We start from the raw sequence: 13164 nt of genomic DNA on the forward strand, positions 1-13164 counted from the left end.
CGCTCTGTTCAGCAGCCCCGCGAGGCTCAGCTCAATCGCCTCGCGGGGCAACGCGCTTCAAAGACAGGCTCTCAGTCACTTCGCGGGGCCACGCGCGCCGTCACGGTCAGGATCCCGCCCTCGGGATCGCGGATGGTGATCGCGGGACCGTCCTGGCCGTCGACGCGCCGCACCACGGACCCGCCGTGGTCGAGCGCCGTCCGCACCGTGGCCTCGGGATCGGCCACCGTGAAGTGGACTTCCCAGCGGGGCAGGTCGGCCGGGTCGCGCGCCGCTTCGACGGCTCCTGAGCGGAGCCGGGCGAGCACCGTGCCCTCCTGGCTCAGGACGACCTCGTCGTTCTCGTAGTCCACGTCGCAGGAACCGGGCCGCCCGGAGGCCCAGTCGAGGACCTGGCCGTAGAAGATGGCCGCTTCGAACGCGTCCGGCGAGCGCAGCCGGAGCCAGACGGGCGCGTGCGCGCGCCAGGAGTGCCAGTCGGAGACGATCCGGCCCTCCCAGATGCCGAAGACGGCGCCGTCCCGGTCCGCCGCGAGCGCCCCGCGGCCCACCGGGAACCGGAGCGGTCCGACGGCGACGGTGGCGCAGCGCTCACGGATGCGCGCGGCCGTCTCGTCCGCGTCCTCGACCGCGAAGTAGGGCGTCCACGCGACGGGGACCCGCAGCGCCGAGGCGAGTGAGCCGATGCCGGCGACGGGCCTGCCCTCGTGGACGGCGACGCGGAAGTCCTCGCCGAGAGGGGCCGGACGGAACGTCCAGCCGAAGACCGCGCCGTAGAAGGACTCGGCGGCCGTCAGGTCATGTGTCAGCAGGGTCGCCCAGCAGGGCGCACCGACGACCTCGCGGCTCGTCGTGGCGTGTGCGGTGGAGGTGGTTGATCTGTGTGGGGTCATCGCACTCAACGTCCAGGTGGGAGGGGTGCGGCAGCGGGCCGGCCGGCCCGGCGAGCCGCTCTCGTACGTGCTGCTGTGCCGAGCCACTCAACCGGCGCATACGCCCCGATTCCCGGCGCTTGCCATGCTACTCGGCATGGCCGACGACGACCCAGGTGTGTCCGCCCCGCCCGGCGGGCGCGCGCCGCACGGTGCCGTGTGGGCGGGTGGCATCATGATGCCCAGGGGCAGTGTCTGCGGGAGGTGAGAGCGGTGGGCGACGTTCACCCTCGCGACGCCGATGACGCCGACGACGATGGAGAGCCGGGGGACCTCGCGCGCTTCGCGTCCGCTCTCCGTGCCACCTCGGAACAGCCCGACCCGCTCCGCCGCCCGGCCCTGCTGTCCGAACTCTGCGTCGAGCTCCTGGATCTGAGCGGCGCCTCCATCACCCTCAGCGACGGCTCGGGGAACATCCGGGCCACGTGGTGGTCGAGCGACCCGGTGGCGGGGCAGCTCGCCGAGACCCAGTACGACCTGGGTGACGGACCCTGCCATACGGCTCTCCTCCTCAACGCTCCGGTCCTGGCGGCGGACCTGACGCAGAGCACGGACGCCAGACGCTGGCCGGTCTTCGCGCAGCAGGCCATGGAACTGGGCGTGCGCGCCGTGTTCTCGCTGCCGTTGGGCAGCGAGGCCTCGGTGATCGGGACACTCGACCTCTACAGCAAACGCGCCGGCCTGCTCAGCCGGCGGAACCTGCGCTTCGGTCTGCTCGCCGCCGACGCCATCACGCTGGCCCTGCTCGAAGGCCATGCCCGGAACCAGGGGACGCAGCCCGACGCCACGGTCGGCAGCGGCCCCCACTCATGGCTGGAGAGCGCCGAGACCGACCACACCGAGGTGCACCAGGCCACCGGCATGATCATGTACATCCTCGACCTCGATGCCCAGCAGGCACTGTCCCGCCTCCGTGCCCACGCCTTCTCGCACGACCAGACTCTGAGCCAGGCGGCACGAGACGTGATCCATCGGCGGGTGGTGCTCGATGAATAGAGGAATCGGTGACACTCCGGGTGAGCAGCGTGAGCACAGAGACGGTGAGACAGCCATGACCAGCCATCAGCAGCACATCGCCGAGGCCCTCGTCAGTCTCACCGACACGCTCGCCGACGGGGTCGACCCCACCGTCCTGCTGGACCGCCTGGCGCACCACTGCGTCGCCCTCACCGGCGCCTCGGCCACCGGCATCCTCATGAGCGACATGCGGGGGAACCTGCGCACCATGGCCGTCTCGGACGGCCGCGCCGGGCTGCTGGAGCTCATCCAGCTCCAGAGCGGCCAGGGCCCGTGCGTGGACGCCTGGCGCGGCAGCCGGCACGTCACGGCTCCCCGGCTGGCCGACGAGGCCGAGCGCTGGCCCGCTTTCGTGCCGCTCGCCCTCGCGAGCGGCTTCCACGGCGCCTACGCCCTCCCCATCCGCGCCCACCCAGACCGTCGGCGCGCTCAACCTGCTCCTTCAGGAGCCGGTACGCGAGCTGGGCGCCGACGAGCTGGCGCTGGCGCAGGCGCTGGCGGACGTCACCGCCGTGTCCGTGGTGCGCTGGAGCGCCGAGCCCACCCGCCCGCAGGACATCCTCACCCACGTGCAGGCGGCCGTGTCCGTGAAGGCCGTCGTGGAAACGGCCAAGGGCCTCCTCGCCGCCTACAGCGGCCTGGACATCGCCGACGCGACGCAAGCCCTCCACCGCTACAGCGCCCGCAGCGGGAAACGCCCCAGCGACATCGCGCACGCGCTCATCCGCCGGGCGCTCACCCCCGAGACGGTCTACGGACCCCGCGTCCCGCGCTGACCGCTCGCGCCTCCCGCGCGGGCAGTCCCCCGCACCCTTGCGCCGGATGCTTCCGGTGTAGTCCGCTGGGCCGCATGGGGAAGAGAAGCATTGCCGCAATGACCGCCGCCCTTGTCGCGGGGTCCCTTCTGACGGGCGTACCGCACGCGGGTGCGCACGCCGCGACCGGGCTCGGCGTCGACCTCGACACCGTGACCATCCCGGAGTTACAGACGCGCATGGCGCGCGGCTCGCTGACCTCGTCGGCGCTGACCCGGGCCTATCTGCACCGGATCGAGAAGATCGATCCGAAGATCCACTCGGTGCTGCGCACCAGCCCCACGGCCCTGCGCCAGGCGGCCGCCAGCGACGCCAGGCACCGGCGCGGCGAGACCCGCGGGCCGCTGGACGGCATCCCCGTCCTGATCAAGGACAACGTGAACACCCGCGACATGCCGACGACGGCAGGATCGCTCGCGCTCGCCGGGAGCCCGCCCGGGACGGACGCGGCGCTGGTGACCCGGCTGCGCAGGGCGGGGGCGGTGATCCTCGGCAAGACCAACCTGTCCGAGTGGGCCAACTTCCGCGCCGCCAAGCCGACATCGGGCTGGTCGGCGGTGGGCGGGCAGACCAACAACCCCTACGTCCTCGACCGGAACCCGTGCGGTTCCTCGTCCGGCTCCGCCGCCGCGCTCGCCGCGTCGCTGTCACAGGTGGCGATCGGCACCGAGACGGACGGCTCCATCGTCTGCCCGGCCGGGATGAACGGCGTCGTCGGCCACAAGCCCAGCCTCGGCCTGGTCAGCCAGTCGGGCGTGGTGCCGATCTCCGCCGAGCAGGACACGGCGGGCCCCATGGCGCGCAACGTGATCGACACGGCGCTCACGCTCTCGGTACTGAGCGGCGGCGAGCGGAGCGCTCACCACGGCAAGCCGACCGGACTGCGCGGCAAGCGGATCGGCCTGTGGCGCCTGCCGTCGCTCGGCTCCGACGTGGACGCGGTGATGACCCGTACGGCGAACAAGCTGCGCAAGGCCGGAGCCGTGGTCGTGGAGGTGACGCCTCCCTACCAGGCGCGGCTCGCCGAGCTCGAATTCCCCGCGCTGCTCAGTGAGTTCCACCGGGACATCGACGCCTACCTCGGCACGCGCGAAGGCCCCCGGAACCTCGCCGAGCTGATCGAGTTCAACCGCTCCCACCCCGGGGAGCAGACCTGCTTCGCCGGCCAGGAACTCTTCGAACAGGCCCTCGCGGCGCCGCCCACCACCGACCCCGAGTACCGGGCGATGCGCGCCGAGTTGAAGGACCTCTCCCGGCGGTCCCTCGACGAGACGATGGCCACCCACCGCCTTGACGCCATCGCCGCACCCACGAACCCGCCCGCCTGGACGACGGACTGCGCGCGCGGCGACAACGACGTCATCCCGTCCTCCACCCCCGCGGCCGTCGCCGGATACCCGTCCCTCTCGGTGCCCGCGGGGTCGGTCGGTGAGCTGCCGGTGGGCGTGCTCCTGATGGCCGGCGATCACCAGGACACCGAGCTGCTGGCACTGGGCGCCGCGGTGGAGGACCGCCTGAACGCCTGGCGGGCGCCGCGCTACCTGCCGACGAGCGGGGCCGGCGCGACGCCCGGCGTACAGCCCCGTCGCTAGGTCCTGTCCGGCGTGTGGGCAGCACGGCCGCGCCGGCGTGCGCTTTGATCGGGGTGTCAGCCCCTGCCTGGTGTGGCAGCCCCTGCGCACACCGGACGGGCCCTGCTGACACCGGACGGTCCCGCGCACACCGGCCGGCCGTGCGGCGCCCGCGCGGAGAGGAACACCATGGACCGGCCGGTGCCAGGACCCGCCTCGGGAGAGCCCGAGCAGCCGGCGCTGTTCGCATGGCCGGACGACCCTCCGGCACAGGCGGCGCACGGGACGTTCCGGGACAGTCCGCAGGCGCGCCGGCTGCTCGACGTGCGCGAGGTCTACGCGGAGCCCGCAGCCCTCGATTCGCCGCGCGGCCGGCAGATCATGGCCCAGCTGCCGGGGGTGCGCGTGACCGAGGTGGACAGCCACTGGCGCATCCCCTCCCTGCACGGGAACGACGGCAACGTCACCCGGTGGGTGCGCGTCAAGACCGAGACGCTCGTCCTCGGGGTCAAGCGGCAGCTCGTGACCCGCCCCAACGGCAGATCCGCCGACTGGATCGCGCCGGGGCCCTCCAACGGCTGCGCGATGTCCTGCGCCTACTGCTACGTCCCCCGCCGCAAGGGTTACGCCAACCCCATCACCCTCTACACCAACATCGAGGCGATCGTGGCCCATGTCCGGCGCCACGTGCGGGCCCAGGGCCCCAAGACGACGCCCAATCAGTGCGACCCGCGGGCCTGGGTCTACGACATCGGCGAGAACGGCGACTGCTCCGTCGACGCCCTGGTGTGCGACAACACCGCCGATCTCGTCGCCGCGTTCCGGGGCATGCCGACGGCGAAGGCCTCCTTCGCGACCAAGTTCGTCAATCCCGACCTGCTCGCTCTCGACCCCCAGGGGCGGACCCGCGTGCGCTTCTCGGTCATGCCGGCCGACGACGCCCGGCTGCTGGACATCCGCACCAGCCCGGTCGCCGAGCGGATCGCCGCGGCGGCCGACTTCCTCGACGCCGGGTACGAGGTCCACTTCAACCTCTCGCCGGTCGTCCTGCGCCCGGGGTGGGAGCGGGACTGGGCCGATCTGCTCACCCACCTCGACGACGTACTGCCCGCCCGCGTGAAGGAGCAGGCGGCGGCCGAGGTCATCATGCTGACGCACAACCAGGCGCTCCACGAGGTCAACCTGGGGTGGCACCCCCGTGCCGAGGAGGTGCTGTGGCAGCCGGACATCCAGGAGACCAAGCGTTCACAGAACGGCGCTCTGAACGTGCGCTACTCCCTGGACGTCAAACAGCGCTCCCTGACGCGTCTGCGGGAGCTGCTGGCGACGCACGCCCCGTGGCTGCGCGTCCGGTACGCCTTCTGATCCGATCCGGTATGCCTTCTGCGACGACCCCGGCACCACCACGGAGAAGGGTGACGGAAAATGTGGTCGTCGCACAGACCAACCGACCAGAAGGGAAGTCATGAGTACCGAGACGCTGGAGTTCCAGGCCGAGGCGCGGCAGCTGCTGGAGCTGATGGTCCACTCGATCTACTCGAACAAGGACATCTTCCTTCGCGAACTCATCTCCAACGCCTCTGATGCCCTGGACAAGCGGCGCCTGGCCGGCCTGCAGGACGACAGCCTCAAGACGGACGACCCGCACATCGAGATCGAGGCCGACAACGAGGCCCGCACGCTGACCGTGCGGGACAACGGCATCGGCATGACGCGCGACGAGGTCGTGGGGCTGATCGGCACCATCGCCAAGTCCGGCACGGCCGAGACGCTGCGCCGGCTGAAGGAGAACAAAGAGAACAAGGGGGGTAAAGGGGCCCCGGAAACGGCCGAGCTGATCGGTCAGTTCGGCGTCGGCTTCTACTCCGTGTTCATGGTCGCCGACAAGGTCACCCTGGTCACCCGCAAGGCCGGTGAGCCGACCGGGGTGCGCTGGGAGTCGGACGGCGACGGCACGTACACGATCGAGACCGTCGAGGACGCTCCGGAGGGCACGTCGGTCCATGTGCACCTGCGGCCCGCCGATGAGGAGAACGCGCTCTACGACTACACCGATGAAGGCAAGATCCGGGAGATCGTCAAGCGGTACTCGGACTTCATCTCCTTCCCCGTACGGATGGGGGAGACCACCCTCAACTCGATGAAGGCGCTCTGGGCCCGCCCGCGCTCCGAGGTGAGCGAGGAGGAGTACCGGGAGTTCTACCGGCACATCAGCCACGACTGGACGGACCCGCTCGACATCATCCAGATGCGGGCCGAGGGCACCTTCGAGTACGAGGCCCTGCTGTTCCTGCCGTCGCGGGCCCCGCACGACCTCTACCAGCGCGACGCCCGCCACGGCCTCCAGCTGTACGTCAAGCGGGTGTTCATCCTGGACGACAGCCGTGAGCTGCTCCCCGATCACCTGCGCTTCGTCAAGGGCGTCGTGGACGCCGCCGACCTGTCGCTGAACATCTCCCGCGAGATCCTCCAGCAGGACCGGCACATCCAGCTCATCCGCCGCCGCCTGGCGAAGAAGATCCTGGCGTCCATCAAGGACCTGATGAGCAAGGACGCCGAGAAGTACCGCACGTTCTGGCGTGAGTTCGGGCCCGCCGTCAAGGAGGGTCTCCTCGACCGGGCGGAGGACCACAAGGCGATTCTCGACATCGCGTCCTTCGCCTCCACCGCCGGCGAGGAGCCCACCACACTGGCCGACTACATCGGCCGGATGCCGGAGGGCCAGGACAAGATCTACTTCATGACCGGCGACAACCGCGCGCAGATCGAGAACTCCCCGCACATGGAGGCCTTCCGGGCCAAGGGGTACGAGGTGCTGCTGCTCACCGACGCGGTGGACGAGATCTGGGTCGAGGCGGTCCGCGACCACGACGGCAAGGAGTTCCAGTCCATCGCCCGCGGCGCGGTGGACCTGCCCTCCGAGGAGGAGCCGTCGGCGGAGGAGGCCGGGGAGTACGCGGCGGTGCTGGCCTGGCTCAACGAGACGCTCGACGACGTCAAGGAGGTGCGCCTGACGACCCGGCTCACCAGCTCACCGGCGTGCCTGGTCAGCGACACGGACGGCCTCACGCCGGCGCTGGAGAAGATGTACAAGGCGATGGGCCAGGAGCTCCCGCCGGTCAAGCGCATCCTGGAGCTGAACCCGAAGCACCCGCTGGTCAGCGCGGTCAGGACGGCGCATGAGAAGCGGCCCGACGACCCGGAGCTGACCGGGACGGCCGAGCTGCTGTACGGCACGGCGCTGCTCGCCGAAGGCGGCGACCTGGCCGACCCGGCGCGCTTCGCGGCCCTGCTGGCCGACCGCCTCAGCAAGACGGTCTGAGCCCGGCGCCCGACGTCTTGTGACGACGGCTGCCGCGCGTACGGATGTACGCGCGGCAGTCGGGGCGGAGGATCAGTGCCAGGCCTGGCGCTCCTGGCTGCGAGGGTCGTCCACCTGGGTCCACTCGGCGTCGATGCGCATCGTGGCCCGGCGCTCGGCGTCGTACGGGTCCCAGCCGGGGTCGCCGGTCCTGGCGAATCTGACCCACACCTCGTGCATGCGGGCGGCGAGATCCGCGGGGGGCTTGTCGGGGCCGAGCAGGCCGGTGGGCCCGTGCAGCCCCGGAAGGTGGGCGACGTCGAAGACGAAGGGCAGCTCGACCGCGTGGGTGGCGCCGAGCTCCCCGCCCAGGGCGTGGGAGCGCCAGGCGAACTCGTAGGCGTAGGTGCCTGACCCGGGGTGGGCGGCGTGCGCGCCGGCCAGCGCCCAGCTGCCCGCGCCGAACAGTGCGTCGCCCATGATGGCGGAGCGCAGCTCACCGGAGGACGCCTCGGGCCGTGCCTTCCGGTACGTCTCGACGAGACGCGCCGGTTCCGGGTGTGAGCGCGCGGCCGCGTCGTCGACGTCACCGGTGGTCGAGGTGGCGTACTTGCCCACCGGAACCAGATAGAGGTTTCCTTCCTCGGCGTTGGTCCCGATGAGCAGGTCGACGTCCTTGCCGAGGCCGGCGGCGACGGCTTCGGCGGGCTGCGTGTCGAGTACCAGGCTGAGAGGGCTGAGTCCGAGCAGCGGGTCGTGGTGCGTATCGGTCCGCAGGTCGATGCCCGCGAGCCCGGAGGCGGCTTCGACCAGGCGGTCGTCGGAGATGGTTGCGAAGGCGTCGACGTGGGGCTCGACGCCCAGGATTTCCGCGGCCGCCCGGGTGACGCGGGCGCCTTGCTCGGTGGTGAACGCCCCCAGTCCGCTGCCGCTCTGGATGATCGCCCGGTGGAACAGCCCCGAGGCGTCGGGAGCGGCGAGGACACCGCCGACGACGGTGGCCCCGGCCGACTGGCCGAAGAGGGTGACGTTGTGCGGATCGCCGCCGAAGACGGCGATGTTCTCCTGGACCCAGTGCAGGGCGGCGATGACGTCGAGCAGGCCGCGGTTGGCGGGCGCGCCGGGCAGGTCGAGGAACCCGGCGATGCCGAGCCGGTGGTTGAGGGTGACGAGGACGATGCCGTCGCGGGCGAAGGCGGAGCCGTCGTACAGCGCGGACCGTGTCGATCCGGCGACGAATCCGCCGCCGTGGACGAACACCATGACGGGCAGGTCACCGCTGTGCGCGGAGGGTGTCCAGACGTTGACGGTGAGGTAGTCCTCGCCGCGGCTCCAGCCGGTGCCGAAGTAGGGCGACATGTCGACGTCGCCGAGTTCGCGCCGGGCCTGCGGCGCGTTGGGGCCGGGCACGGTGGCGTCCCGTACGCCGTCCCACGGCTCGTGCGGCCGGGGCGGCGCGAACCGGCCGGCGCCGTGGGGTGGTGCGGCGTAGGGGATGTTGAGGAAAGCGGCTGTGTCGCCCCGGCGCAAGCCGCGGAGGGCTCCCTGCGCCGTGGTGACGACGGGGGCGGATCGGTGGCTCATGTCTCGTGTCCTTCTGATCTGTCCGCTCTTTCCGCGGGGCTCAGACCTGCTGGGTGTACGGGGTGAAGGGCGCCCAGCCCTTGACGGCGAACTTGTCCCCTTCGCGCGCCACTTCAGCCGCGCCGTGGCCGCCCAGATGCGCGGGGATCACGAGTGCGTTGTTGTCCGCCGCCCAGCCGAGCACCTTGCGGCGGGTGGCGCGGGCGCCGGCGGGGTCCTCGCAGAAGCAGCTGTTGGAGTCGGGTTCGAGGATCTGCACGGGGCTGTGCAGCATGTCCCCGACGAACACCGCGCGATCCGTCCCGGAGGTGAGGGTCAGCACGGAGGAGCCGGGGGTGTGCCCGGGAGCCGCGTCGAGCCGGAGGCCGACGTCGATATGGTGGCTGTTCTCCCACAGCAGCGTCTGGCCCGCCCGGTGCACCGGGGCCACGCTGTCCTCGAAGACGTTCTGATTGCCGCGGCCGAGCAGCGGCTTGTGGTTGTTCTCGGGATTCCAGAAGTCGAAATCGTCCTTGGGCATCAGATAGGTGGCATTGGGGAAAGTGGGCACCCACTGCCGGTCGTTGAGATAGGTGTTCCAGCCGACGTGATCGATGTGGAGATGGGTGTTGATCACGATGTCCACGTCCTCGGGCGCGACGCCGGCGCGAGCGAGATTGGCCAGGAAGTCTGTTTCGAGGCGGTTCCAGACCGGCGCGTACGGGCGGTCCTTGTGGTTGCCCACGCCGGTGTCGACGAGGATGGTCCTGCCTCCGCTGCGCAACAGCCAGGTCTGGATCGCGGAGTTGACGATTCTTGTCTCCGGGTCGATGAAATGCGGTGCCAGCCAGGAGGTGTGGTCGTCCCACAATTCCTTCGGAATGTCGGGGAAGAAGGTGTCGGGCGTCATTTCGACGGAACCGAAGTACTCCCACACTCGGGTGATGGTGACGTTGCCGAGCGTTATTTGTTCCATGGGGTGTCCTCGGGCGTTCTCGGGGGACTCGGGAAAGTGGAGGTTTTCCGAGACCGTACGAGCGGCCACGACGCCCGCGGTATCCGTAACGTGACTGCACCTGGGCGCAGGGCCGGCGGGCCGGGCGGCTAGGGTGCGGTCATGGCACCGGAGCTGGACTTGGAATCGGCTCCGGATTCGGGGCAGCTGATCGTCGGCCGGGACGCGGAACTCGCACGCCTCTACCGTGCGGTGGACCCGGCGTCGGCCGACCCGGTGCTGATGCTGGTCGGCGCCATGGGCACGGGCAAGAGCACGCTGCTGGAGCGCGCGGTGTGCCGGGCCGAAGCGGGCGGTGCTCGCGTACTGCGGGCACAGGGCAGCGAGTCGGAGTCGAGCCTGGCGTTCTCCGCACTGCATCAGTTGCTGCGGCCGGTGCCGGCCGAGGTGGACGGACTGCCGGAGAGGCAGCGTGCCGCGATACGGGCCGCCTTCGGCGAGGGGCCGGCCACCTCGGAGCCCGATCTCATGCTCGTCGGGGTCGCCGTCCTGAACCTGCTGTCAGGCCTGGGGGACCGCGAGCCGGTGCTCGTGGTGCTGGACGACGCGCAGTGGTGCGATCGTGCCTCCCTGGACGCACTCTCCTTCGCCGCCAGACGGTTGGCGGGCGAACCGGTCACGATGCTGATCGGGGCCCGTAGCGGCGATCACCTCCCGGGATTCGACCGTCACGTGCCGACGCTGCCCCTCGGACCGCTCGACGACACCGCGGCCAACCGGCTGCTGGACCTGCGGCCGAAGAGTCCCACCGGCCACACCCGGTCGCGCATCCTCGACCAGGCGGGCGGCAACCCACTGGCCCTGGTGGAACTGGCCGGGGCAGCCGCAGCCCACGCCACGGCCGCGGGCCTGCCGTCCGCAGGCCCGCTTCCGCTCACCGATCACCTGGAGCGGATCTTCGCCGCCCGTCTGAACGGCCTCCCCGCCTCGGCCATGCGGGCCCTGCTGCTCCTGGCCGCCATGGACAGCGCGGACTCCACGATCGCGGTCTCCGCGGGACTGCCGCGCGCCGAGGACACCGTCTGGCTGCCGGCCCGGCAGGCAGGGCTGGTCGGGCGGACCGGTCAGGACATCCGGTTCAGCCACCCACTGGTCCGGTCCGCCGTGTACCACGCGGCGTCCGCGGTCGCCCGGCGCGAGGCCCACCTGGCCCTCGCCGAGCTGCTGCGGGGCGAACCGGACCGGCGTGCCTGGCACCTCGCCGCCGCCTGCCCCCACCCGGACGCGGCCGTGGCGGCGGAGCTGGAGCGGACCGCCGGCCGGGCCCGCCGCCGCGGCGGCCACGCGGCGGCGGCCCACGCCCTGCGGCGCGCCGCGGAACTCGCACCGCGGCGCGAGGACAGCGCCCGGCTGCTGGTCGAAGCCGCCGCGGCAGCCGCGTACACCGGGGACATCGCCTGGGTCGAAGAACTGGTGGCTGTGGCACGCACGCGGACGGACGACGCGGCCCTGCTGGCCTCCGCCACCGTGCAGGCCGGCCGGTTGGCGGTCCTGACCGTGCGCCACACCGTGGTCTTCTCCCGGCTGGCCGACGCGGCCGAGGAGCTGATGTCCTCCCGGCCGGCGGACGGTCTCGACCTCGTGGCCGGCGCCGCCGTGGTCCGTTTCTACTCCGGAGAGGACACTCAGCGCCGCCGCATCCAGGACCTCCTGCGGCGCCTTCCCGCGACCGCCTCACACACGGGCTTGCGTACCTGGGTGGAAGCGGTGTCGGACCCCTTCGCGAACCGGCCCCGACTCCTCGCCCTCCTCCCGCAGTTGACCGTCGAGGCGAAAGCCCGGCCGGAGCGGCTCACCGCCGTCGGGATCATGGCGTGGCTCCTGGACGAGACCCCGCAGGCCGTCCGTGTCTTCGACGAGGCCTTCGACCGCTGGGAAGCGCGGGGAACGCTGCCCGAGGGGCTGGGCGGCGCCGTCGCCTGGGCCTATGTGGAGCGAGGGCGGTGGGAGCAGGCCCGTGAGGCTTGCGCCCACATCACCGCGGTCGGCCGGGTGACCGGCCTCGACCACGCCGTGGCGTGCGCGGCCGCCGTGGACGCCACCCTGCTGGCCTTCCAGGGCGAGACATCCGCCGCCCGGACCCGGGCCGAAGACGCGCTCACTCTGATCGACCCGCTGGAAAGCCGCTCGGTCGCCGTCTACGCCCGTCGCGCACTCGGTGCCGCCGCGGCGGCGGAAGGTGCCTACGAGACCGCGTACGGCCAACTCCGCATGGTCTTCACGGCAGCTGGCGCACCCGCGCACTACCACGCCTCCTACCCGGCGCTCGCGGACCTGGCCGCCGCCGCTGTGCGCTGCGGCCGCCACGAGGAGGCCGCAGCGATCGTCGAGCACGCGGCGTCCGCGCTGGCCGACAACGCCTCACCTCGTCTTCGTGCGCTGATCAGCCGCGCCCGTGGCCTGCTGGCGGACCCCGAGGACGCCGAACCGCACTTCCGGGCGGCTCTGGCGGATCCGGTGCTGCGGTACTGGCCCTTCGAACACGCACAGACCCTGCTCGACCTCGCCGAGTGGCTGCGGCGCCGCCGACGCGTCGCCGAGGCACGCGGGCCCCTCACCGAGGCCCTGGAGATCTTCCGCCGCCTGAGCGCGCGCCCGTGGATCGAGCGCGCCCGGGCCGAATCACGCGCCGCCGGCCTCGACGTCACGGACACGGCCCCCGACGCGCTCGCCGAACTCTCCCCGCAACAGCGGCAGATCGTCCGGCTCGCCGCCCGTGGGATGACCAACCGCGAGATCGGCGAAAAGCTCTTTCTCTCCCCGCGCACGGTCAGCTCACACCTCTACCGCACCTTCCCCAAGCTGGGCATCACCGCCCGCTCCCAGCTGCGCGATCTCGTCGGACAAGAGGAACGACGCTCAAGACGAACACCTTAATGAAAGATGAAAGAAAAGACGTGTTCGGAACCTTGACCGGGGTTGGCGGGGCGGGCAGGGTGCCGGGAGAGCG

Annotated in this window: 9 protein-coding genes; 6 read left to right on the forward strand and 3 right to left on the reverse strand. The window is 71.5% G+C overall.

Annotated features, from left to right (window positions below; translation table 11 throughout):
• Nucleotides 1–71 precede the first annotated feature (71 nt).
• On the reverse strand, nucleotides 72–893 hold the full coding sequence (locus tag ACI2L3_RS30790; protein ID WP_404755666.1) for a VOC family protein: 822 nt from the start codon (nucleotides 891–893) through the stop codon (nucleotides 72–74).
• A gap of 252 nt (nucleotides 894–1145) precedes the next feature.
• Here ACI2L3_RS30790 and ACI2L3_RS30795 point away from each other — a divergent pair, with 252 nt between their 5' ends.
• From ACI2L3_RS30795 to htpG, 5 genes are all read left to right on the forward strand, one after another.
• Nucleotides 1146–1928 (forward strand): GAF and ANTAR domain-containing protein, encoded by a 783-nt coding sequence (locus ACI2L3_RS30795; protein WP_404755667.1) that lies wholly within the window; start codon nucleotides 1146–1148, stop codon nucleotides 1926–1928.
• Between the two features lie 533 nt (nucleotides 1929–2461).
• Complete coding sequence (locus tag ACI2L3_RS30800; protein WP_404755668.1) at nucleotides 2462–2725, forward strand: ANTAR domain-containing protein; 264 nt, start codon at nucleotides 2462–2464, stop codon at nucleotides 2723–2725.
• A gap of 74 nt (nucleotides 2726–2799) precedes the next feature.
• Nucleotides 2800–4356: an amidase family protein gene (locus ACI2L3_RS30805; RefSeq protein WP_404755669.1), complete on the forward strand. Its 1557-nt coding sequence runs from the start codon at nucleotides 2800–2802 to the stop codon at nucleotides 4354–4356.
• A gap of 168 nt (nucleotides 4357–4524) precedes the next feature.
• The gene (locus ACI2L3_RS30810) at nucleotides 4525–5700 is read left to right on the forward strand and encodes a spore photoproduct lyase family protein (protein WP_404755670.1); all 1176 of its coding nucleotides are present in this window, start codon (nucleotides 4525–4527) and stop codon (nucleotides 5698–5700) included.
• 100 nt (nucleotides 5701–5800) lie between these two features.
• Complete coding sequence (gene htpG / locus ACI2L3_RS30815) at nucleotides 5801–7657, forward strand: molecular chaperone HtpG (RefSeq protein WP_404755671.1); 1857 nt, start codon at nucleotides 5801–5803, stop codon at nucleotides 7655–7657.
• A gap of 72 nt (nucleotides 7658–7729) precedes the next feature.
• Here htpG and ACI2L3_RS30820 read toward each other — a convergent pair whose 3' ends face one another.
• The gene (locus tag ACI2L3_RS30820; RefSeq protein ID WP_404755672.1) at nucleotides 7730–9220 is read right to left on the reverse strand and encodes a carboxylesterase/lipase family protein; all 1491 of its coding nucleotides are present in this window, start codon (nucleotides 9218–9220) and stop codon (nucleotides 7730–7732) included.
• Nucleotides 9221–9260: 40 nt separating this feature from the next.
• Nucleotides 9261–10175, reverse strand: a complete 915-nt coding sequence (locus ACI2L3_RS30825; protein ID WP_404755673.1) for an MBL fold metallo-hydrolase — start codon at nucleotides 10173–10175, stop codon at nucleotides 9261–9263.
• Nucleotides 10176–10316: 141 nt separating this feature from the next.
• Between ACI2L3_RS30825 and ACI2L3_RS30830 the strand changes: the two genes are divergently transcribed.
• Nucleotides 10317–13091, forward strand: a complete 2775-nt coding sequence (locus ACI2L3_RS30830) for an AAA family ATPase (protein ID WP_404755674.1) — start codon at nucleotides 10317–10319, stop codon at nucleotides 13089–13091.
• Nucleotides 13092–13164 lie beyond the last annotated feature (73 nt).

It is taken from the genome of Streptomyces sp. NPDC029674 (assembly GCF_044903205.1).
Lineage (GTDB): Bacteria > Actinomycetota > Actinomycetes > Streptomycetales > Streptomycetaceae > Streptomyces.

What these genes read in the sequence shown, in the direction of transcription:
- ACI2L3_RS30830 (WP_404755674.1), top strand. Translation starts at nt 10,317, where the DNA reads ATGGCACCGGAGCTGGACTTGGAATCGGCTCCGGATTCGGGGCAGCTG.
- ACI2L3_RS30810 (WP_404755670.1), top strand. Translation starts at nt 4,525, where the DNA reads ATGGACCGGCCGGTGCCAGGACCCGCCTCGGGAGAGCCCGAGCAGCCG.
- htpG (WP_404755671.1), top strand. Translation starts at nt 5,801, where the DNA reads ATGAGTACCGAGACGCTGGAGTTCCAGGCCGAGGCGCGGCAGCTGCTG.
- ACI2L3_RS30825 (WP_404755673.1), bottom strand. Translation starts at nt 10,175, where the DNA reads ATGGAACAAATAACGCTCGGCAACGTCACCATCACCCGAGTGTGGGAG.
- ACI2L3_RS30790 (WP_404755666.1), bottom strand. Translation starts at nt 893, where the DNA reads ATGACCCCACACAGATCAACCACCTCCACCGCACACGCCACGACGAGC.
- ACI2L3_RS30820 (WP_404755672.1), bottom strand. Translation starts at nt 9,220, where the DNA reads ATGAGCCACCGATCCGCCCCCGTCGTCACCACGGCGCAGGGAGCCCTC.
- ACI2L3_RS30805 (WP_404755669.1), top strand. Translation starts at nt 2,800, where the DNA reads ATGGGGAAGAGAAGCATTGCCGCAATGACCGCCGCCCTTGTCGCGGGG.